The 23,153-nt window shown below is 39.5% G+C and carries 19 protein-coding genes and 1 pseudogene; 12 read left to right on the top strand and 8 right to left on the bottom strand.

The genetic code is table 11. From position 1 onward, the window contains the following. The first annotated feature begins 310 nt into the window (after positions 1-310). The 3 genes from ACM0OY_RS30525 to ACM0OY_RS30515 all read left to right on the top strand — a co-directional run bounded on the left by ACM0OY_RS30525 (position 311) and on the right by ACM0OY_RS30515 (position 2,599). Entirely contained in the window at positions 311-958 is a 648-nt protein-coding gene (locus tag ACM0OY_RS30525; protein ID WP_414572514.1) for a sigma-70 family RNA polymerase sigma factor, read from the top strand. 149 nt (positions 959-1,107) lie between these two features. After that, the gene (locus ACM0OY_RS30520) at positions 1,108-1,812 is read left to right on the top strand and encodes a hypothetical protein (RefSeq protein WP_414572513.1); all 705 of its coding nucleotides are present in this window, start codon (positions 1,108-1,110) and stop codon (positions 1,810-1,812) included. A 469-nt stretch (positions 1,813-2,281) separates the two neighbouring features. Beyond that, complete coding sequence (locus tag ACM0OY_RS30515) at positions 2,282-2,599, top strand: hypothetical protein (protein ID WP_414572512.1); 318 nt, start codon at positions 2,282-2,284, stop codon at positions 2,597-2,599. Positions 2,600-2,695: 96 nt separating this feature from the next. On the opposite strand, the gene metK is transcribed toward ACM0OY_RS30515, so the two are convergent. The 3 genes from metK to ACM0OY_RS30500 all read right to left on the bottom strand — a co-directional run bounded on the left by metK (position 2,696) and on the right by ACM0OY_RS30500 (position 7,653). Continuing rightward, a complete protein-coding gene (metK, locus tag ACM0OY_RS30510) occupies positions 2,696-3,898 on the bottom strand; it encodes a methionine adenosyltransferase (RefSeq protein ID WP_414572511.1) in 1,203 nt (400 codons plus the stop codon). 132 nt (positions 3,899-4,030) lie between these two features. Beyond that, entirely contained in the window at positions 4,031-7,048 is a 3,018-nt protein-coding gene (locus ACM0OY_RS30505) for an HAD-IC family P-type ATPase (RefSeq protein WP_414572510.1), read from the bottom strand. Between the two features lie 59 nt (positions 7,049-7,107). Continuing rightward, a complete protein-coding gene (locus ACM0OY_RS30500) occupies positions 7,108-7,653 on the bottom strand; it encodes a DUF5132 domain-containing protein (RefSeq protein WP_414572509.1) in 546 nt (181 codons plus the stop codon). Between the two features lie 619 nt (positions 7,654-8,272). On the opposite strand from ACM0OY_RS30500, the gene ACM0OY_RS30495 reads away from it, so the two are divergent. Both ACM0OY_RS30495 and ACM0OY_RS30490 read left to right on the top strand, forming a co-directional pair. Next, the gene (locus ACM0OY_RS30495) at positions 8,273-8,734 is read left to right on the top strand and encodes a pyridoxamine 5'-phosphate oxidase family protein (protein WP_414572508.1); all 462 of its coding nucleotides are present in this window, start codon (positions 8,273-8,275) and stop codon (positions 8,732-8,734) included. 219 nt (positions 8,735-8,953) lie between these two features. After that, entirely contained in the window at positions 8,954-9,157 is a 204-nt protein-coding gene (locus ACM0OY_RS30490; RefSeq protein WP_414572507.1) for a ChaB family protein, read from the top strand. A 264-nt stretch (positions 9,158-9,421) separates the two neighbouring features. Here ACM0OY_RS30490 and ACM0OY_RS30485 read toward each other — a convergent pair whose 3' ends face one another. The 4 genes from ACM0OY_RS30485 to ACM0OY_RS30470 form a co-directional block, all read right to left on the bottom strand. Beyond that, positions 9,422-10,117, bottom strand: a complete 696-nt coding sequence (locus ACM0OY_RS30485) for an SAM-dependent methyltransferase (RefSeq protein WP_414572506.1) — start codon at positions 10,115-10,117, stop codon at positions 9,422-9,424. 381 nt (positions 10,118-10,498) lie between these two features. Next, entirely contained in the window at positions 10,499-11,605 is a 1,107-nt protein-coding gene (locus ACM0OY_RS30480; RefSeq protein ID WP_414572527.1) for an iron-containing redox enzyme family protein, read from the bottom strand. Between the two features lie 332 nt (positions 11,606-11,937). Next, positions 11,938-13,758 carry a peptidoglycan D,D-transpeptidase FtsI family protein gene (locus ACM0OY_RS30475; protein WP_414572505.1) on the bottom strand — a complete coding sequence of 607 codons (1,821 nt, stop codon included), beginning with the start codon at positions 13,756-13,758 and terminating at the stop codon, positions 11,938-11,940. Positions 13,759-13,921: 163 nt separating this feature from the next. Continuing rightward, on the bottom strand, positions 13,922-14,623 hold the full coding sequence (locus tag ACM0OY_RS30470; protein ID WP_414572504.1) for a hypothetical protein: 702 nt from the start codon (positions 14,621-14,623) through the stop codon (positions 13,922-13,924). 758 nt (positions 14,624-15,381) lie between these two features. Here ACM0OY_RS30470 and ACM0OY_RS30465 point away from each other — a divergent pair. The 7 genes and pseudogenes from ACM0OY_RS30465 (at position 15,382) to ACM0OY_RS30435 (ending at position 22,268) form a co-directional block, all read left to right on the top strand. After that, positions 15,382-15,585, top strand: a complete 204-nt coding sequence (locus tag ACM0OY_RS30465; protein ID WP_414572503.1) for a hypothetical protein — start codon at positions 15,382-15,384, stop codon at positions 15,583-15,585. 732 nt (positions 15,586-16,317) lie between these two features. Beyond that, positions 16,318-16,647 carry a hypothetical protein gene (locus ACM0OY_RS30460; protein ID WP_414572526.1) on the top strand — a complete coding sequence of 110 codons (330 nt, stop codon included), beginning with the start codon at positions 16,318-16,320 and terminating at the stop codon, positions 16,645-16,647. A 173-nt stretch (positions 16,648-16,820) separates the two neighbouring features. Next, on the top strand, positions 16,821-19,115 hold the full coding sequence (gene glgB / locus ACM0OY_RS30455) for a 1,4-alpha-glucan branching enzyme (RefSeq protein ID WP_414572502.1): 2,295 nt from the start codon (positions 16,821-16,823) through the stop codon (positions 19,113-19,115). 78 nt (positions 19,116-19,193) lie between these two features. Next, a pseudogene (locus ACM0OY_RS30450) lies at positions 19,194-19,796 on the top strand (hypothetical protein). A gap of 422 nt (positions 19,797-20,218) precedes the next feature. After that, a complete protein-coding gene (locus tag ACM0OY_RS30445; RefSeq protein ID WP_414572501.1) occupies positions 20,219-20,830 on the top strand; it encodes a COP23 domain-containing protein in 612 nt (203 codons plus the stop codon). Positions 20,831-20,841: 11 nt separating this feature from the next. After that, positions 20,842-21,102, top strand: coding sequence for a hypothetical protein (locus ACM0OY_RS30440; protein WP_414572500.1), 261 nt, complete (start codon positions 20,842-20,844; stop codon positions 21,100-21,102). A gap of 8 nt (positions 21,103-21,110) precedes the next feature. Beyond that, complete coding sequence (locus ACM0OY_RS30435; protein ID WP_414572499.1) at positions 21,111-22,268, top strand: trypsin-like peptidase domain-containing protein; 1,158 nt, start codon at positions 21,111-21,113, stop codon at positions 22,266-22,268. A gap of 117 nt (positions 22,269-22,385) precedes the next feature. Here the strand turns inward: ACM0OY_RS30435 and ACM0OY_RS30430 are convergent, their stop codons facing one another. After that, the gene (locus ACM0OY_RS30430; protein ID WP_414572498.1) at positions 22,386-22,928 is read right to left on the bottom strand and encodes a hypothetical protein; all 543 of its coding nucleotides are present in this window, start codon (positions 22,926-22,928) and stop codon (positions 22,386-22,388) included. Positions 22,929-23,153 lie beyond the last annotated feature (225 nt).

Genomic DNA, 23,153 nt, shown 5'->3' with positions numbered 1-23,153 from the left:
TTCATTCTAATTAATAGAAATTTTTATCATTTTTTTATGTCTTAATTGAAAAGATATAACCAATAATACCTGTATTATTGTCTATTTTGCTTGTTTAATAAGATTATTATTTTGTTTTTTTACCTTAAATTTATTTTAGAAAGGTAAGTTGCTTTAGTAGAAATTTACCTAATCATTTCTATAAAACCCAAGTAATCAAGATTGAAAACATAGTAGATAACACAGAATACATAAATATCTCGCCATAGAGCTAGTCTGTTTTCAACGTGTAAACGCATTTGATTAGAAAATTAATTTTGCTTAATAACTTATGCTATTAGAACAAAAACAATTGTCTTTTTATCAAGAAATTATGCTCAGATTGGACTATCGCCAGAGATTAGAAAAGATTGCCCGCAAATACACTAGAGGAACAGGTTTATCTTGGGAAGATGCTTTTCAGATTGCCCATTTAAAAGTTTTCCTGGCTTTTCAAGCCGGAAAGTTTCGGCAAGGGAGTGTAGAAGAATTTTATTACTGGGCTGTTGCTGTAGCTAGATGTGCAATTATTGATTCTGTTCGTAAAGAAAGTCTGCGGAAGTACCAGAGTTTAGATGATAAAGTCCCAGGAACAGATATGTCTCTATTAGACACAATTCCTGATGAATTTAGCACATTGGATGCAATAGAGCGTGCAGATTTAATTATAAAAGCACTAGAGTCTATTCACCAAGTTGATAAATGCTATCCACACCTAAATTATCTTAAATTATGGCAAGGGAAAGTTGATGGTAAAACACAAACTCAAATTGCTGGTGAATTAAGAATTAGCCAGGGTGAAGTCTCCAAGCGATGGCAAGAACTTTTAAGGCGTATTGCTGAGTTATTAGGACTATTAGAAATTAAAGATATGAAGGATAAACTGCAAAAAAATCGCCACCATAAGATATCATATCATCGCTCAACAAAGCAGTGGTAAGCTAATAAAGTTTTGCCTTATAGACTGATTATCAAAAGTATAAAAAATTTTCAGACTTTAAAGTATTCATCCATTAAATAGATATGGATTGAATACTATAGTGCCTTGAATCTTTCTTCGTGGATCATCATTGTATTAAAGTAAAAAATATGCGTGTAAATTTGGGTAAATTTATTTTTTTTAATCAGGAGATGTGTAATATCTCAACGCCACAACCTGGAGAAATTTGGAAAGTGAATTACTTAGTACAAAGTCCTCTAAATTTTGTAAGCCAAGAGCAACAGACTTTGTACTCTTCTTTAGCACGGAATTTTTTGGCAGGCAACTCACCACCGCGCTATGTAATGATTGTTAAAGAACTTGAACTATCTGAAGAGATAGAGGAGCAATGCTTGATTGTTTATGTGATGTTACTATCAATAGAAACAGATTTCGTTAGTAATATAGATTTGCTAATTCCCGCCAAAATATCAGGGTTAGATCAAGATTTATTGGCAGAGACTTGGCATATTATTCCTGCGCTGGCTTGTAACTTAATACAGCCAGTTGGCAAACGACTCTCTCGCCAGATTTATGACTATTTGCTAACAGTCAGAGACTATCATCATGGGTTGGTTTCTCAACTGCCAGCAATCACGGAAATCCAGCACTTAAAATTCACGGATGAGAGCTTATACTCTGCAAACAACCCAAAGATTCAAGATTTTTATAAAGCAGAACAAGCCTGGAGTGATGTATTGACAGTGCCAGTAGCAGCTTACTATAGTTACTTGAAAAGTATAAGCTTTACAAATGCAATATTAAATGAGGCATTACAATTAGAACAAGACTTGCAACCTGATATTGGTGGTTAAAAATTAAACTCTACTAAGCATTGAATTGAGATATGATCGAAAACGAAAACAAGGGCTGAAAATGGTTGATTTTTTTACCTGTAACCGTATTAAGTACAAAAAATTAGCAAATGAATAAACCTAAATAGGATAATCGTTAAAAGCCTTAATTTCTGAGTATTGAGCTATATCGGCTCTATGGCAAAATGCTTCACTACATCAAGGATATTTTTTGCACACTGTTATATCTTTGGACATGAAAGCCCTGGGAGTTTTCATCGATGGTGGGGCATTTTATTACTGATAAATGGTTAGAGGACTTGCTTTGAGGTGATTATATTTCAAGGTGTATTTTGATGATTGGAGGTTAGTACATCTATCGAAAGTAAGAAAGTGAATATTTGAATTTAGAACTCCAGCTGAATTGAAGAATTATCAAATCCTTTTATAAATGAAGAGATAAGCATTGGTCATATAGGAGATTCAGGCAATGCCTAAGATAATAGATTCAGACTTGGAAGCGATGGAGGTAGAATTATTTGTGCAAGAATTAACTATGGCTCAAGCAGAGACTGTATTAGGAGGGAATTGCCAAACTCATGAGGGTTATCCCTATATTTATCTAATCAATGTTACTGAAGGTATGAAAAAACCCAAAAACCCGCCTGTAGATGAAGACAAGAACAATAATAATAGTAATCAAAAGATTAACAGTATAGATAATTCTAGAAAAATTTATATAAATGGGATACCGTTAAAAGAAAAAAGGAATATTACAGTCATTCCCTACCCACTATTTTCCATGTAGTATATGTGTATTAACTACTATTTTATACAGTTTATGGTTAACTTTAAATTTTAGGGTACGATGCCTATGGCGGGCTATACGTACGCCATTCTCAAATCAGATGATAATTTGTTTTTCAAAAACATCAACTTTATCTAATTTTTCCCAAGGAAGTTCTATATCCATCCTTCCTACATGGCCATAAGCAGCAAGTTTCCTATAGAAACTACCTTTATGCAATGAAGGTAAATGCCTTAAATTAAATTGTTTGATAATTCCTGCAAGCCTAAAATCAAAATGTTTTTCTAAAAGAATCGTGATTTCTTCATCTGCAATTTTACCTGTACCAAAAGTTTCGACTTGGACACTCACAGGTCTGGAAAGTCCTATGGAATAACTTAGCTGTAGTTCACACTCATCTGCTAGTTTTGCAGCTACGATATTTTTCGCTGCATAACGAGCGATATATGCTCCTATTCTGTCGATTCTAATTGGATCTTTACCGCTTAAAGCTGAACCACTATGTTTGGAATATTCACCGTATGTATCTATGGCATTTTTTCTGCCGGTTAACCCAGAATGAGCCGCAGGACCTCCGCGAATAAATGGCCCGTCTGGGTTAATAAATATTCTTGTCTGTGCATCCGGTTTAATCTCTTCGTTTTGAAATACAGGAGAAATTATTGTCTCTCGAATATCATCCTGTAATTGTTGAAATTCAGGTTTTGATGCTTTATTTTGACTGGCAATAACTGTAATGCTATGAATTCTATACGGGCGGCGATTTTTATATTCAACTCCTACCTGAGTTTTCCCGTCAGGAGTCAGGTATGGAAGTATTTGTTGGCGTCTGACTTCACTAATTTGTCTAGCAAGTTTATGTGCTAGCCATATTGGTAATGGCATGAAACTCGATGTTTGATTGCAGGCGAATCCAAAAACTGTTACTTGATTATTAACGGTGATTTTTTCTATTTCGGCGTCAGTTAAACTGTTTTCATCAAATAAACGGTGTCGATCAAAGGGTAATTCTCTGAGACTAGTTAAAATGCTGCAAGTTTTACCATTAAATTCTTTATGTTCATAGCCTACTTGTTCGATTACTTGTCTGGCTATGTTGGTAAAATCTACGTTAGTGTTGGGTTCAAATCTGGCAGCGAGAAAAATGATGCCTGTAGATACTGCACATTCTGTAATTACTCTCGAATATGGGTCTTGTTGTAAAAAGCGATCGACGATCGCATCGCTAATCTGATCGCAAAGTTTATCAGGATGTCCTTCGGTTACTGACTCTGATGTAAACATGAAGTCTTTTTTCATAAATATTTACCTTTGTTATGAGACTTCTATGAAAGGCTTAGGGGATTTTGGCTTTTGGTATTATTTAAAAGTTTGAAAAAAAACGAACCGCCAAGGACGCAAAGAGCGCCAAGGAATAAGAGTTTTAGAGAGTTATTGTGTTTGGGATGGCAGAGATAATTGAAGGGTATTTGTCAGTTGGATTGCTGGAATATCATTTTTTGGAAGGGTATAATTTTTGGTTAATTCATTGATTAATAATGGCAGTAAAGCACTACTTCCAATCACGGCAATGTCCACAACGTTAAGTGGGGTAATTTTCAAAAGGCTCCTTAATGATGGAATAATTATCGCTAAAATTTGTATGGCAAATGAGCCGATAATGGCGGCATTTAAGTAGGGATTATTCGGCAGTTTTTCTTGATTAAATATGCTATGTTTTTCTGAACGACAGCTAATTGTATGCAGCAGTTGTCCGCTAGTCAGACTCATGAAGGCAATGGTGCTTGCTTGGGGACTAATGCCATATCTGAAGATGGCGTAACTGTAGGCTGCTAAGGTACTAACGGATAGTGTTGCTGACTCAAAGGCAATTTTGGCAAAATCGGTGTTTTTAATAATTGGTTCGTCGGGGTTGCGGGGTGACTGACTCAACACTTCTGGTTCTGGTGCTTCCAAAGCTAAGGACAGTCCGGGGAAAATGTCTGTTACCAAATTCAACCACAGAAGTTGGATAGCATTCAAGGGTTCGCCGATACCCAATGCGGTAGCGGTGGTCATCACCATGATTTCGCTGAGGTTTGTGGCTAAGAGGAAATGCACGGATTTTCTGATGTTGTTGTAAATTGTCCGTCCCCGACTAACGGCAACGATCATGGTTTCTAGTCTGTCGTCTTCCAGAACAATATCTGCAACTTCACGCGCGACATCGGTTCCGCCTTTACCCATCGCTACACCAACTTGGGCGGCTTTCAATGCTGGTGCATCGTTAATACCGTCGCCGGTCATGGCGACAACTTTTCCGGCTAGTTGCAATGCTTGGACGATTTGCAGTTTATTGCTGGGACTGATGCGGGCAAAAACATCTACTTTGTCGCTAAGTGCTGTCAATGCCTCTGGTGTAAGGTTATTCAGGTTTGTAGAATCGAGAATTTCTAGTTGGGGATCTCGATTCAATTCTAATTCTTTGGCGATCGCATAAGCAGTTGGGCTTTGATCCCCAGTAATCATCACTGTATCAATACCTGCTTGGTGAAAATCACCAATCAATTCTTTGGCACCCTTTCTAATGGGGTCAGCCATGCCTACAAGACCTAGCCAAATTAAGTCTGATTCATAATTTTTTTCGTTTTTCGTCTCATCGATATGCCCATAAGCTACACCCAACACCCGCAGCGCTTTTCCTGCCATGCGATCATTTTCGATTTCCATCGCCTGTCTGTCTTCTTCGCTTAAAGGTACTATTTGTCCATTTTTTACCCACTTTTGGCATATCTGCACAACTTCGGCAGGGCTGCCTTTAACAGCAATTAATTGATTGCCATCAGGAGTTTGATGAATTGTACTCATGATGTTACGATTTTCCGATCGCAAGTTTGTTTGCAATAAAAGATATTTTTCTCTGAGTGCGATCGCATCTACCCCAGCGCTAATTGCCATGTAAATCAAGGCGTTTTCTGTTGCCGAACCTGTAACTATATACTCGCCATCCTCCTGTAGACTGATTTGTGTTTCATTGCAGAGAACTGAGACATGAATCAGCTTTAGCAGTTCATCGCAGGTATAGGGATTAATTTTCTCTTCGCCAGTAATAAATTCTCCATCCGATACAGTAATGTGTCTGCTGTTTGCATATATCTCCACCACAGACATTTTATTTTCTGTCAGTGTCCCGGTTTTATCCATACAAATTGTCTGTACGGAACCTAATGCTTCTACGGCACTCAAACTGCGAACGAGGACGTTATTTTTCCTCATATCTCGGATGCCTAAGGCTAAGGTTGTAGTCGCAATGGTGGGTAAACCCTCAGGAACGGCAGCTACCGCTAAGGATATGGATGATTTGAGCATTTGTACTAAACCATATCCTCGTAATACTCCCATACCAAAGACTAGACCGCAAATTCCCATGCCAATTAAAACTAGTTGACTACCAACTTCATCTAGTTGTTTTGCTAGGGGAGTCTGGATTGCTGTTGCTTCACCAACCATTTGTTGGATTTTACCCATTTCAGTAAATTTGCCTGTGGAGACAACCGCAGCGAGTCCTTGACCACCAGTAACAAAAGTGCCTTTGTAAATCATATTCAGGCGATCGCCTAATGGAATATTCTCATCACTTAAAGATGCAGTAATTTTAGTAATGGGAATACTTTCTCCTGTCAAAGCAGACTCATCAATACTGAGATTATCTGCTTCAATGAGTCGCGCATCTGCCGCTACATAACCACCAGGTTTGAGAAATAAAATATCTCCTAAAACAACATCTTCTGTAGGAATTTCTATTTGTTTCCCTTCTCTAATGACTGGAGTTGATGTTTGTTCTTGATTTTTGAGGGAATGAATAATTCTTTCTGATTGGCTTTCTGTGACATAACCAATGGCTGCATTTAAACCAACAACACCCATAATCACTACAGCATCAATTACTCCACCGGTGAGAACAGAAACCCCTGCGGCAACACCTAATAAAGCCACTGGGAGAGATTTGAATTGATCAATTAAGATGTTCCAATCAGAACGGGTTGCTGCTTGGTCTAAAACATTTGCGCCATATTTATTAAGATTTTCCGCGGCAGATTTACTAGATAATCCTGATGATTTTGAGGTATTTAATGCATTTACGACGTTATTTGCTGCCATTAAATGCCAGCTTTCTGATTTTTGTTCTTGGAGATTAGTAATTGTTTTTTTATTTATTTGAGATTCTTTACTTTGTTTGGGATAATTTAATAATATTTTTTCAATTAAATTACTAATTTGATTGTGACTGATATCTCTGCTAAAATTGACTAAAATATTGCTGGTTAGTGGGTTAGCATAAACATAAGTTATCGCTGCTTCTTTAGAAAGCGATCGCTCCAAATATTCTTTTAATTCTACCGAACGATAAAGTTCATTTATTTTGAATCTAGCTCTCCCTTTGATATTTATGTGTATTGCTTGAATCACAGCAATTATTACTCCTACTAATGCCCCTCAAAAAATATGATGCCCCAAACATTAGCTCATCATTTTGTTTGGGAATTTGATAGTTGTAAATCACCTGTATTATTAAATTTGGTAAATACTTCAAAGGCATACCAAGCGAATATATACCAGGGAATTTTTTCTAGTTCTAACCCTTGGTTAATTAATTGGTAAATGGCGAGTGCTGCTAATCCAGTAGGTACTAGCAACCGCAAATCCACAACGCCCTGACTTATCTGTCCGACATCAGCATTCAGATCGGATAATACATTGATTAAATCCGTAGCAACCTCAGATTTGCTACTCTTCAAATAAGTTTCAAAGGTTCTAGAATTAAATTCTTCTTGTTTTTCATGAATGAGTTCAGCATTGATTTCTGTTGCTATATTTTCACAAACTTCTACTACTTCTGCAACTGCTTCTTTACATCTTTCCGACAAAGTAATCCCCTCTTTAATAGCCGTTTTGACTACAGGTTGTTTGATTGCTGCTGCAATAGGAAGAATTATGGGGGCAATAATTATCCCAGTGAGACTTTCCACAATCTCAGAAACATTAACTTCTTGCAAATCGGATATCGGTATCATCTAAAAATTTCCTCCAGCAAAAATCAGCCTATTAACAGATACCTTGTAAAAAGTACTTTTGTAAGAGACACCCACATACAAATTTCCTATTTAATTAGGTGAAAAAGCCCGCCCTCAACTCCAAAAGACTGATTCCCCACTCCCTACTTCTTACCTATCACCCTTCGCGCACCACCTTAATAACTTCAAAAATCAAATCGGATTCCTATATAAGCTTATAACGTAGACTTAAAGATAGATCTCAGAATTCAAGCGTAGTTAAATTAATAGCTGCCTTCATCAGTCTAAAGTTACAGAAAGAAGTGGAATTGAGTGTCAAGATTCTAAAATTTATATCTAAAGAAATAAGCTTACAAATCACGTCGTTATTGTAAAAATCGTCTAGATATAGAGCTAAATAATTACCAGCTTGTAGCTCAACATCATTCTAAATCAATATTTCTATAGATAGAACTCTAAAATATTATTAAGAATATAATTCAATCTGTGGACTCACGTAATTAAACTTAAAAATGTTGATAATCAAAGATGACTTTTACAACTTTTACATATGTAAAGTCAACCTGGTTGTAATCAAAAATTACACTCCAGAAAGTAAAACCAAAAACAAGTACACCCAATGACAACTTCTACAGACCGCGAACAACAAATTCAAAAGTTGCATGAACTAATCAAAGATATTGATTATGGTATGTTTACCACAGTCGATAACGATGGAAGTCTGCATAGTTATCCTATGTCCAAGAGTGGTGAGATTAATTCTGATGCTACACTTTGGTTTTTTACCTATGCAGATTCTCATAAGGTAACTGAGGTTGAACATTATCCGCAGGTCAATGTCAGTTTTGTGTCACCGGAACAGCAGCGGTTCGTGTCTATTTCAGGTAGCTCGCAACTTGTAAAAGACCGCAACAAGATGAGAGAACTATGGAAACCAGAACTTCAAACTTGGTTTCCTAAAGGACTAGATGAACCGAATATTGCTTTGCTCAAGGTGAATATTAGCCAAGTGAATTATTGGGATAGTGTGTCGAGTTTTAAAGCTCAAAAACTTAGTTTTTTGACACCATCACGTCTTTAGAAGGACTGATTAATTTGTACTTCTTTTGAGAATTTATTTATTAGCGATCGCTTACTGGTGTGACAATATTAAAATAGTGCTTCAGAAATTTTTCAGTTATTGAAATTTCATGAAAATCAATAAATTTTTCTATTGCATTAATTTAGGCTTGTCACACCACTACACTTTACCTTTATTCACCGATAAAGTGCTGAACTTAATTCATAATTAGTATGATTTATGCCTTATCAACAAATTGAAGATTTACCAGATTCAGTAAAAGATAACTTACCCAACCACGCCCAAGAAATTTTTCGGGCTGCTTTTAACAGTGCTCAAGAACAGTATGGTGAAGAAGAACGTGCTTTTCGTGTTGCTTGGAGTGCAGTGAAACGCGATTACGAAAAAGGCGATGATGGACATTGGCACAAAAAGCCAGAATAGCTCAAGCAGTATAAAGCTAATCTACATCTGGTTCAAAGCCAAGCGAGGGAATACTACATGCAGAGCAAGAACTAGAAAGATTGCGTGGGTAGCCCGTCGTAGACATCGCTACTGCAACAACAAAAGCCTCAGCAATAATTAGCACAGGAACTTATATGTGTAGACAGGCAATAGGGAATAGGCAATTAATTATTGTTTATTCCCTATTAACTATCGCCGAAAAACAAGTAACTTCAAAAGTTACATAATATTCCTATATATATTTCATAAACTAGTCATTACCTGGGCTAATTCATCAGATAAATCAATTTCAGTATCTTGGCGTTTTTTAAATAAAACACCAGCTAGAAAGTAATAATCGCCAGAATAAAATGCCATTTTGTTTTTCTGTAATTTTTCTATGTGTTTTTTAACCTTTGGTTCAGAGCTATAATAGCCAAACTGCAAAGGTAAAATCATAAAATTTTCCACAGAATAACCATTTTGTTTTGCTACGTCTAGCGTACTTGTTGGATTAGAAAAGCTAGATACTAAAACCAACACATTTTCATAACCTAAGGTCAAAAGCTCGTTAGTAATTGTAGCTCCATCTACACCTCCAAATAAAAGTGGCATATATATATCATTATCTGGTGCTGGTAGATATGGCGGATTAGCTATAAGATACCCTGCATCATGTTGAGAAGAGTCAAACAAACATGAATTATGGATTATATATTTATCAGTGAGGTTGTATTCATCAATGATTAAATTTGCAGCTTTCCATGCAGAAGTATTTAATTCAAATCCCTGAATTACACCATCAAACTTATTTCTCAACAAAGAATTAATTACAGGGCTGCCATCTCCAGAACCAAACTCAACAATGGATTCGTAATCTCGACAATTTCTGATTACAAGGTTTTCTAAGCAGTTAGAGTAGAAATTAGATTCTTCAGGACAAAAAAAGATGTCTTTCATTTGACTGTAACTCAAGAATAAGGTATGATTGATTCAACAAAAAATTATTTACTACCTGGTATAAAGGCAATAAATATCTGTCCCTCTAGCAAAAAACTATTTGCCAAGGAAATTAATTAGCAGGCAAATGAGTAATAAAATGGCTGACAATGCCAAATTAAAATTCTCAAAACAATCTGCTATTTTTAACAAAACAGAATTCAGTAGTAAGCAGCCAAAATTCTCTTGTTTGTATTCTGTGTGGCTGGGGAATGAATAAACAATGAAACACCACACCAAACTGAAAATTTAGTGGTCTACAATTAGTGGTGGCCGTTAATCCCCCACTAATTGATTCTGAATTCTTGTTCGATTTCTAATTTTTGGGAATTCTTACATGAGTCAAGCAGTTTGTTCTGCTTGGCGTATTGATCGCACAACAGCACCAGCGGCGCGATCGCTCATGAGTTTTTGTTGGTCGTACCCCAGCAATAGTTCCCATGCATCATTAGGATATAGTTCTGCCAAAGACAAAGCTACATCATCTAACATCCAACGACCGTGGCGTTCATCTTCTCTGATGTGCAATTCCCAATAACCGACTGCTACTTCTGAGAGTCCCAGTCGTTGTGCTGTCACAAGATAGTTTTTGTAAACCGCAGGGCCAGCCACTTCAAAATAGGTTAAACCACCGCTGTAGCGCAAGAAATAACGTTTGCGCTCGGTCATCAGAAAATTATGATTGGTAGAAGCCAGCACTTCCCAAGGTACTAAATTGAAATACGCCTCTGGTTGAGTTTTCATCCCAAACTCAGCTAACATTTCGGCAAAAAATGTTGAGTGCTTGCGAGCTAAGCGACCGTTGCCGTATTCCTCTAGTAACACCCGCACCAGGGTACATTGCACATCATTGGCAGCACCACCCAAAACGCGGGAAAGATTACTAGCTTCAACCAAGCCATCAAACGAGCCGATCGCTAGCAAGTGACGATAGCCACTTTCAGTCAATTCCTCACGGATATAGCGACTATTTGGCGATAATGGCGGATTTAAATCAGCCGATGTACGCTCAATTAAAGCTTGTTTAGCATCCAATTGTTGCAGTGCAGCCAGATCGAATTGTGCGAGTTCCCACTTTTGCCAAGCAGCTTCAATTTGGTCGCGACATGAGTACAAATAAAGCGATCGCTCATTGGTATAATTATGCAAATCATCATACCAAAACAAATTTAGCCGATTAATTCGATAAAGTATCCGTTGTAAAAACAAGTGAGCTTGTTCATCAGAGCGATCGTTTCCATAGGCAGCGCTAATTGCCATAGAAAGCGTCTGTTGAAACTCACTCGCTTTTCCAGGTTTTATATCCAGTTGATTGTCCAAATCTTCCATTGCTAGCAGTTCTAGAAATTGCTGCTCAGCACTGTCGTACTTGATAACTGTTGTTTCTTGTGTTTGCGTACTCTTTTTCCCAGCCTTAGGCTTAGGGAACATAACTATATTGCTTTGCATGGAATCTTCTGTAGCCTTAGAAAAGTGAGAAATCAGTTTCACCTCTAATATTTAAGTTCCCACACGAGTAGTGTTCTGTACCTCTTTCCCTGGTTATAAAGAAAGATTAAGCCTAGAAAGGTATTGGGCATTGGGAGGTGTGGCAGGTGTGGGAAGGTTGGGAAGCTTTTTTATAATTTCAGGACTTACGCACTCACATCCCCCAACCCCCTTAAAAAGGGGGCTTTAGACATTCCCCCCTTTTCAAGGGGGGTTAGGGGGGATCAGGGTTTCAAGCTTCAGTGCGTAAGTCCTGAATTTCTCCCTACACTCCCGGCACTCCCCACACCCCGTCATTGCATCGCCTTGCTTGGCGGAATCTCTTCCAAAGGAATCAGGGCTTCAATCACCGACTTCACAATTGGGGCGGCGACGGTAGAACCGTAGGCGTTTTCTCCCTTTGGTTCATCCACCAATGCGAAGACGACATAGCGGGGAGATTCCACTGGTAAAATAGCTACAAAGCTAGTGATTCTCGCACCCTTGATGTAACCACCATTGGGACTGGCTTTTTGGGCAGTACCAGTTTTGCCACCAATCCGATATCCGGGAATTTGTGACACCTTACCAGTACCTTCAGACACAACAGTTTCCATCATTTCTACTACCTTTTGGGCTGTTGCGGCTGAGAAAATTTGGCGTGGGATAGTGCGAGATGGTGAATCATGCATCTGTCCTTTGGTATCAATCAAACCTCGAACTACATGGGGCGTAACTAATTTACCGCCATTGGCTAAAGCGCCGTGCATTTGTACCAGCTGTATCGGTGTCATCGAAAAGCCTTGACCAAAGGAAGTAGTAGCTGGTTCAATTGGCGAAGTGATAAATTCTTCTTGACTTTTGAGCCGACCACCGACTTCAAAAGGTAAATCTGTATCAACTTTTTGCCCTAGTCCCAAACGTTCCAGCCAGTTGTAGTAAATTGCAGGTTTTAATCGCTGGATAATTTGCACCATGCCAATGTTGCTAGAATTTTGCAGGATTTGAGCGATACTAATCCGCCCATAACCATTATTCATCGCATTTTTGATGGTGTAATTAGCTACGCGAATAGAACCGGAGTCATTAAAGATATCATCTGGTTTAATGACACCATTTTCCAGAGCGATCGCTACATTTAAAGGCTTGAAGGTCGATCCCGGTTCATAAAGATCCGCCACCGTCCAGTTTTTAAACAGTGAAATATTAGCTTTGGCGTATTCATTAGGGTTATAAGTGGGCTGAGAAACTAAGGCGAGTAAAGAACCATCAAGTGCATCCATGACAATTACCGCGCCGCGTTTAGCTTTAAACTCATCCATCTTTTGTTTCAAAGCAGTGCGGGCAATTCGTTGCAAACGGCTATCAATAGTCAGTTGCAGTCGCAAATCATCAAAATGTAAAAAACCTTCAGGGGCATAGTTTGGCATTAAAGCGCCATTACCTGCTCGACTGAGGCGTACCGTTTGCACAGAACGTTCTAGTAACTTCTCTTGAGAGTATTCCACACCCGCCTGACCGCGACGGTCAACATTCACGTAGCCCACTACATCAGCAGCCAAATCGTCTGAAGGGTAATATCGGGAGTATTTTTGAATCAGTTCTAAACCATTTAAGCGCAAAGAGGTGATGCGATCGATAATTTCTTCCGGTATCGCTGGCGCAAGTACAATCCCACTTTTTTTGCTTTCAAAAGTCTTCACCAATTCAGGAGCATCTTTGGCTAATATCGGGGAAAGTTGCTCTGCTATCTCTTCATTAGACTTATCAAACAATTTAGGATGAGCGTACAATGTATACACAGGACGGTCAATCGCCAACAGATTATTATTCCGGTCTAGCACCGGACGACGAGGCATAAAGGGTCGCAAATTTACCATTTGCTGGTTTCGTGCGTACTCTGTTAACTTTGGCCCCCGGATAATTTGCAGGTTATACAAGTTAATACTCAATCCCAACCCCGCTGCGATTAATACACCCCACACAATAAACAGTCGGGACTTGCTGTTGGATGTTTGCTCCTGGATATTAGACGCAATCTTTCCCAACAAACCTCGCTTAGAACGCCTCTGTCGCCTTGTGAATGCTGGAGTGCGAAACTTTGCGAATTTTGTTTTACCTGGCGACTTTTGCATTGGGTTTGTCCTTAGTCATTAGTCATTAGTCATTAGCCATGAGTCCAAACCCTCCGGGTAGGGAAAAGGGTAAAAGTTAAAGGTAAAGGGGAAGAACTTTGTTTAATTGCTTTTCTCTTTACCCTTGGCGAAGCCATCTCCCAATGTCCAACACCCAATGCCCTTAATATCCCAGCGGCGAGAGTGTTTTTTGTTGGGTTTGGGGATTTGGTTTTGTATTAGACGAGTCTGGTTCAGACTGAGAAGATGCTGGAGGTAAGAAAATCATTCCTTCAGGAGTTGGCGATACTAACCCTGTTGTTGGCTGTTCTGCTTCCTGTGCCATTTTGTTTCTCAGCGTCGCGTTAGTTGTCGTCAATAGCCGCTCATGACGTTGGAGATTTTGCAGTCTGCGATATGACTGACTCCAAAGCTCTTGAGAATATACTGTCCAGCCATAAACCGCAAGTGTCGCAGCTACTAATAAAAACGCCAAAACTGACGAATAACGATGAAAAGTGTATAAACGCAGCAACCATAATGGTGTTACTCCAGAACCAGACATGGTGGGAAGACCAAAAAAACCTACCTCTGGACTCTTGCTGGTTTGATTCGACTGGTCATTGGGATTTGGCAGTTGTTGTCTGCCTAACTCTTTAGGCAATTTGGGCATAACTGCCTCATTTGTGGAAGAAACCGATAAATTTTTTGAGGAACGCTTTCGTCTTGTAGAGGATACTGGTGCAGCTTGGATAGTGGGTATAGAATCACTCTGCGCTGTTGACTCCAGACGCGCGGAACGTCGCCGCCTCCCCAAAGAAAGAATAGAATCTCGCCAAAACGAAGTACCCTTTGTAGAAACAGCTGATTTACGACCAACAACCATAAAATTTTTTTAGATGAAAAATACTGTACTTTCAATTGATTGTCTGTTTTTGCTGAGGTTAAAATACCCTTCTATGCAATAAACACACATAACAGACTACACCCTTTTAACTTTTCTAATAGCTAGCTATATCAATGTTTGTATCCTCTAGATATTACAGTGTTTGCAATCAGCGATTAGAAGCTGGATAGCTTGCTGTTTACATATATCGCACCTAAAGTATGGCAACGAGGAGCACTAAGGTGCAATACTCTGTCAAAAAAATAAAAAACAGACCATAATTCACACAAAAGTTGTGAGCACCTTACGCCGCTCACAAGTTGGGAGATCCCAAACAATGTCAGTGTTATTTAATACTAGTATTTAATCTCGACTTACCAATTGCAGACTTGGACGGGATTTTCAACCTCTGTATTCATGAACTAAGTCATACTCCAATAGATTTTGGATTTTGACGACTGACTCTCCGAACTTCTGAGCGGTGGGAACCGCTGCTCAGAGTTCTCTGTAAATTTTTTACGATAAATTTTTTGCTATGATAGCTCAATTGACAAAAAAAATTTAATACTTTGAATTTTGCTCCTGAGTTAAGAGAAACTAATCAAGTGGCTGTATGATAGTTAATTTTAAAAAGAATACCCCAAAAGGTTGTTTTTTTTAAGTATGTAATCTTACAGCATTTAAAAAAAAGCGATAAATACGGTATCGTATTCAACAGGCGAAAAATTTTTCTAGCCACAATTGGTGAAAGAGGAGTTATGAAAACAAAAATCTTTGGTTTGGCTCTAATATTAAGTCTGGCTGCAACTCTTGGAGCCTGTGAAGGTGGCGGTGAAGGTGGTGGTGGTACTACTAGTACTCCAGCTGCTACAGGTGAACCAACAGACGCACCTCCAGCTTCTACCCCTGCTGCTACCACACCAGCTACTCCCGCAGCTACCCCGACTGCTACTCCTAAATAAGGCACTCTAAAATTGAGTTCAAATCAGCCGAGAATAGCTTATTGAAAAAGCTACTCACCACATAGACTTGAATGAATCAAGTTCACATAAAAACCCACACCTGTGTGTTGTAGTGTGAGAGCTTTGTACAGCTTATGTGGAAACGCTGGTCTAGCTTGTTTATTTGTAGAGTAGACAAAATCACTGAAGTTGAGATTTAAGCAAGCCTTATCTCCGACTTCTCCCAAAATTCAAAATTCCCAAGTTGTGTACCCCTCTCCTGACGGAGATGCTCCGCTTAGCTTGCTTCACCGTAGGAGTACGACATGAGACTTCTTGCAGAAGTGGGGAAAAGGGCAAGGGGCAAAAGTTAAAGGGAAGATCCCTCCTTTTCCGTTTTCCCCCTCTTGCAAAACTATTTTTGCAAGATGTCTATGGTACAGCTATTTAAGAAGCCTGAATTTCAGGCTTCTTAAGTATTGCTAAAATGCCAAAGTCTATTAACCAAGCTTTTGAGAATTTTTGAATAGCCGCTCAAGCACCAGCTAACTATGGCAGTAAATAAAGGACACTGGTGTCGAAGAGCTTAAAGTACTGAGCTTAGGAAGGACAAAATAATTTATCATGTATCAAAAAAATAAGACCTGGTGATGTCTCTTGACGTTGCCAGATTTTTATTGATATGGGGTATTGGGTATTGGGCATCGGAAAAACAGATTTTCATGCTGCATTGTGAATGCAGTGGGGGGGATGATGAAAATTAAAGTCAATAATATAGTAAAATTACTGCTTTTATTTGTAATTAGTACAACAATTATTGTTTTAAGTAGTTATTGGGGATCGGCGGTAATAGCATTACCACCACCAGAGGATACACCAGAAGAGATATTACGGACACAGATTATCATAGAAGCGCGATCGCCTATCGATGGCAGATTCCTGACTGCTGCCGAATATGCCCAGTTAGAAGCACAGCTGCAACAGACACCACCCCCAAAACTAGACCCCAAAATTCGCGACCAGATTTTTTTACTTCGCATACGAAAAACCTTACTTCAGTTTTTCCCATTTTTAAATTTTTAGTCATTAGTCATTAGTCATTCTCACCTTTGCCCCTCCGCCCCATGCCCAAAAACAGATGACTCATTCTGAGGTAGGATAACGGTGGCGACAAATTTGCAAATAAATGTAAAGAATATATATAGATATTAAAAAAGTACGTTTAGTCAATCACGTTATTACACTTAGGTAGCTTCATGTCCATGACCACGATCGCTCCTGAACAGGTTAACCGTATCGTTTGGAATCAACATCACGATCCGTTTGAAATACTAGGTTCCCATCCCATAGAACAAGATGGTAAAACTGCCTGGGCTGTGCGAGCCTACTTACCAAATGCAAGTGCAGCATGGGTAGTTCTTCCCGAACAACGCAAAGAATACCCAATGCAGGCAGTACATCATCCACACTTTTTTGAATGCACCATTGAAACCGCAGAACTAGCAAACTACCAGCTACGGATTAAAGAAGGAGAACATGAGCGTGTCACCTATGACCCTTACGCTTTCCGTTCTCCCAACTTGACAGACTTTGACTTGCATTTGTTTGGTGAAGGCAACCATCATCGAATTTACGAGAAACTGGGAGCGCACCCCACCCAAATAGATGGCGTCAAGGGCGTTTATTTTGCCGTTTGGGCACCCAACGCCCGAAATGTCTCACTTTTGGGAGATTTTAACCTCTGGGATGGGCGCAAACACCAGATGCGTAAAGGCCCGACTGGGGTTTGGGAATTGTTTATTCCGGAAATCGGAGTGGGCGAGCATTACAAATATGAAATCAAAAATTTTGAAGGCCACATTTACGAAAAATCCGATCCCTACGGTTTTCAGCAAGAAGCCCGCCCAAAAACGGCGTCTATTGTTACTGATTTAGATGCTTACAGTTGGAATGACGAAGACTGGATGGAAAAGCGGCGTCACACTGACCCCCTCACTCAGCCAGTTTCCGTCTATGAAGTGCATTTAGGCTCTTGGTTACATGCTTCTAGTGCGGAACCAGCTAAACTGCCCAATGGTGAAACTGAACCTGTAGTTATTGTTTCGGAACTGAAACCAGGCGCACGCTTCCTAACTTACCGGGAACTGGCAGACCGACTCATTCCCTACGTCAAAGAATTGGGATATACCCATCTAGAACTGCTACCCATTGCAGAGCATCCCTTTGATGGTTCTTGGGGTTATCAAGTAACTGGGTACTATGCCCCCACCTCCCGTTTTGGTACGCCTGAAGATTTCATGTATTTTGTTGACAAATGTCACGAAAATGATATTGGCGTAATTGTGGATTGGGTTCCTGGTCACTTCCCTAAAGATGGTCATGGTTTAGCATTCTTTGATGGTAGCCACTTGTACGAACACGCTGATCCCCGCAAAGGGGAACACAAAGAATGGGGTACTTTGGTATTCAACTATAGTCGCCACGAAGTCAGTAATTTTTTGATGGCAAATGCCCTCTTTTGGTTTGACAAGTACCACATTGATGGAATTCGTGTCGATGCTGTGGCTTCAATGCTCTACAATGACTATTGCCGCAAACCAGGAGAATGGCTGCCCAACCAGTATGGTGGCAGAGAAAACTTAGAAGCAGCAGATTTTCTGCGCCAAGTAAATCACATCATATTCAGCTATTTTCCTGGGGTTCTCTCAATTGCTGAAGAATCCACTTCTTGGCCGATGGTATCTTGGCCCACCTACACAGGCGGACTCGGCTTTAACTTGAAGTGGAATATGGGCTGGATGCACGATATGTTGGACTATTTCAGCATGGACCCGTGGTTCCGCCAATTCCACCAAAACAACATTACTTTTAGTATGTGGTATAACCACAGTGAGAACTTCATGCTGGCCTTATCCCACGATGAAGTGGTGCATGGCAAAAGTAATATCATCGGCAAAATGCCGGGGGATAGATGGCAGAAGTTAGCTAATGTGCGTTGTTTGTTTACTTACATGTTTGCTCACCCAGGCAAGAAAACCATGTTTATGAGTATGGAATTTGGGCAGTGGAGTGAGTGGAATGTTTGGTCTGACTTGGAATGGCACTTATTCCAATATGAGCCACACCAACAGTTGAAAACATTTTTCCAGGATTTGAACCATCTTTACCGCAGTGAACCAACTTTATATACCCAGGATTTTGCTGAACCAGGGTTTGAGTGGATTGACTGTAGCGACAACCGCCATAGTGTGGTTTCCTTTATCAGACGCGATCGCGATTCTGATGATTTTGCGATCGTTGTTTGCAATTTTACACCACAACCTCATTCACACTACCGTATCGGTGTCCCAGAAAAGGGATTTTATACCGAGTTGTTCAACAGCGATGCCCGTCAGTATGGCGGCAGTAATATGGGCAACTTAGGCGGTAAGTGGACGGATGATTGGTCTTTGCACAGTCGTCCTTATTCCTTGGATTTGTGTTTACCACCTTTGGGAGTGTTGATTCTGAAGTTGGATAAGGAGAAGACTGCTGAGGCATTGAAAGGTTAATTGAAAAGGTAGGGTGGGTAAAATGCTCACCCTAAAATCAATAAAACGCAGTGATTCTCTTCTTAATTACGAATTACTATGCCCTATAGTCAATTCACCATCGATAAAGTGAAATAAGATTTTCACTTAACTACTGTAGAGGGAGTTCGCTTTTTCCCAGACTCGATTGAACCAGTTACTTCAAGTCCCAGACTGCAAATTATTTTAGAAAATTTACCGTGGGCGATCGCAGTTGATACTGAAAAAGCACGTTCTGAGGTAATTACTAATCCTCTACTTCTAGAAGTACGGCGCATTTTCAATTCCTCAATTAGCGTATTTTCTGGGGAAGAGTTTAACGTTGATGCAAGTATTGGACTCAACGGTGTATGTGATTTCCTGCTTTGTCGTTCGCCAGAACAATTAACGGTGGAAGCACCTGCAATTGTGGTTGTTGAAGCGAAAAAAGCAGATTTAAAATCAGGACTAGGACAGTGCATTGCCGAAATGGTAGCTGCACAACGATTTAATGAAGCGAAAAAACAATCTTTTACAGCAGTTTACGGTACTGTCACTAGTGGAACGCAATGGCGATTTCTCAAGTTAGAGGGACAAACGGTAACAATTGATTTAATGGATTATTCCCTTCCTCCTGTCGAGTTAATTCTGAGCTTTCTGGTATGGATGGTAAGAGCAGGTTAATTGTGATTCCAGAATTATTCCTGTTCTAACTTGGACTGGGCAGATTCTGGTAATTGTGACATGATGATATTTATGCTCCGATATTGAAGTTTTTATAAAGGCGATCGCACACTTCTTTCCGGGATGAGGCGTAGGCGTAACCCGTCGTAGACATCGCCTTTATCGATCTTGGGGTTTAGATTGAAGCGATCGCCTCTACCATACTTTAATATAAAAAGTATAAACTTATACTTATTGAGATATTGAGAAAAAATATCGCATTCTTGTGATAGATTTTCACAAAAGCGACTAATCTTGATAATTTTTTATCAAAAAACCTAATTTTCACTGATATATTTGAGCATAATTCCGAAAATCAATAATTTGACGTTGTAGCTTGGTCTATTAATGTCAAGTATTTTTAGAGATTAATACTTAGATATATGCAACTGAGGTTACTTGCTCGCGTATTACCAGGGGTAGCAACAGCTTCTGTGATTTCCGCTTTAGCCTTGGCAGTTACTGCTACAAGCAATCAGCCAACTTACGCTGGAAATAACAAATTCTTCTGCACACAAGAAAATGGTATACCAGTTACCAAGGTACGCACATCACGAGGAAATGAGATATTCATCCGTTGGGTAGTTAAAGATTTTAAAAATTTCCCACCTTTAAAGCGTTGTCAGATTGTTTCTCTGAAGTTGCAACGCTATTACGATAATGGTTTGCTTTTGATTACTACCAGAGATAACTTCAACAACTATCCAGTTTTATGCATTACTAATCGCAAAGGCGTACCTTGTAAATCAGAGGATTTACTAGTTACCCTCAAACCAGGAACTGATACAGCAATAGTTTTAGAGCAGATACTTGATTTCCGTATTGCAGGTAAACCTGTGAATTTGGGTGGATGTCAAGCTATTACTTACGACCAAGGTGATTTGTATCTTGATGTCAAGCAACTGGTAGATGATAACAAATGCGATCGCTCAACTTCTAGTACTAACACTGCTCCTAAACAGGAAAGCTTAGTGAATGATACTGATGCTGCATAGAATAAGAGAAGATGAAGCTTTTTAGTGGACTTTTGGCGGTATTCATTGGTGCGACAATTGTCATTGTGCAGCCGCAAGTCGTTGCTTTAACAGAACCGGATGCTTACCAGGTTACAGTTCGCATTGATGGAGCAAACACTGGTTCTGGAGTGATTATTGACCGTCAAGAAAATTCTTATACTGTTTTGACAAACTGGCATGTATTTAAACCACCGGGGAACTACACCATCCAGACTTACGATCGCAACATATACAAAGTCAATGAAGTATAATAAAACACTTGGGTAATTTAGATTTAGCTGAAGTGCAATTTACTAGTACCCAAAACTACCGGAAAGCAGATTTAGATTTTGATCCCCTGAATGCACGTATAACAGTTTATGTTTCTGGTTGGGCTGATCCCGATCGATTCAGCATAGAACGGGAGTATTTACTAATACAGCAGATGAATATTAGAATTGTTCCGAAGCCTGTTAATGAGTATTCGTTAGTTTTTAATACTCCTACTAAACCAGGAATGAGTGGCGGCCCAATTCTAAATGAGCAAGGGCGTTTGGTCGGAATACATGGACAATCAAGCCAGGATGGTAGAACTAAGGCAGTAGATTTTGCAGGAATTCCGATACAAATATACTTGAGAAATGGCTCACAAACAGCAAAAAGGTTGCAGGAACAAGCAAATAAACCTGCGAGTCAAATTAGACAATTCCCACTCCCTCAGATTGCTACTGAGGATAGACCAATTAATAAATCTCCTACACCTTTGTTGCAGGGAAGGAAAATCTCTAGTGCTTCTACTAATTTCGTCTTGTGGAATACCCTGCGAGGTCATTTTCTGCCGATTACTTCTATTAGCTTCAGCCCAAATGGTCAAACTCTGGCTAGTGGGAGTCGTGACATGAGCATTAGACTGTGGAATGTAGCAACAGGAACGGTAAAACGAACTCTCCTCCAGGCTGATTCTGACTGGATTGATTCTGTAGCCTACAGCCCAGATGGTAAAATCCTTGCCAGTGGGAGTAACAACCAGACAATCAAACTGTGGGATGTAGCAACAGGAACAGTAAAGCTTACGTTACAGGGAAGTTTTTTCTCAGTTCATTCTGTCACTTTCAAACCAGATGGCAAAGTCCTGGCTAGTGGAAGTGATGACGGTACAGTCAAGCTGTGGGATGTAGCAACAGGAAGTGAAACTCTCACACTTCAAGGGCATTCTTCTAAGGTTAGTTCTGTCGTTTTTAGCCCAGATGGCAAAACCTTAGTTAGTGGAAGTGATGACGGTAAGATCAAATTGTGGAATGTGATAACGGCAAAGGAAATCAAAACTATCGAGGGTCATTCTGATCGAGTTGATTCTATCGCTTTTAGCCCAGATGGTAAAACCCTGGCGAGTGGGAGTGCTGACAACACAATCAAGTTGTGGCGGTTGTCTAAGTAGAAAGAAAAGATTGCGTCACTATGTAATTAAAAATGATAGGTTGGCTTGAACGACAGCAAAACCCAATAAGGTGTTAATAATGTTGGGTTTCGTTCCTCAATTTAACCTAAGCTTAAATCACTCTGATACAAGTATGCTGCGAAATACAGCAGATTGATAAGGAGGAGTACCGTAATCTGTTAAATTGACCCCTACTTGCAACGCTGAAATCTCTTTCACCTGCGTGGGTATTTCCCGAAAAGTAGCTATTGCTGTCAACGGAATACCTTTAAGCATTGTTGTGTACTGGGAATTAGAACCTTTCTGTTCGCCAATTTGGCCTTGCTGACAAAAATACTCTCTTGCAAATGTGTCAAACATTTTACTGCCCCCACAGTAAAAATATCCAGTGCCATCTTTTTTAGGAGATAACAGAAAGTAACAATTAACAGTAGAGGTAGAGCGCTTACAGCCTTGCAAAGTGATGTTGATAGTTTCAAATTCTATAGTTTGATTATTTTGAGTGCTAGGATTTTTAGAATCCTGCTGAAGTTTGCCACACACAACATCACCACTATCTGTAACAACGCAAGCTTTCTGCGCTGCTACTGGATGACTAGGAACAAGTAGGTTTGTAAACACTAGAACTGTCAAACTGACAATTTGTATTAAGTTACGCATAGTAAGCATAGTTTAATGATGAAAATATCAATTAACTTTCAACTTCATCTACAGAAATGTTGCTTCTAGATTGGCGCTACAAATACTTTTTTCACTGTTTTATATGTTTTACAGGAAAAGCTAAAGTTAGGTCATCCTATGTTTTTCAAAGCTAGTCTGAAACTAAACCAGGAGGGGAGCAACGCGATTTTGTGAGGTTGGGCGAAAAAGGTGCGATCACTAAAA

It is taken from the genome of Nostoc sp. CCY 9925, from assembly GCF_963920935.1.
Taxonomy (GTDB): Bacteria; Cyanobacteriota; Cyanobacteriia; order Cyanobacteriales; family Nostocaceae; genus Nostoc.
This window is presented reverse-complemented; position numbering and strand designations above follow the sequence as displayed.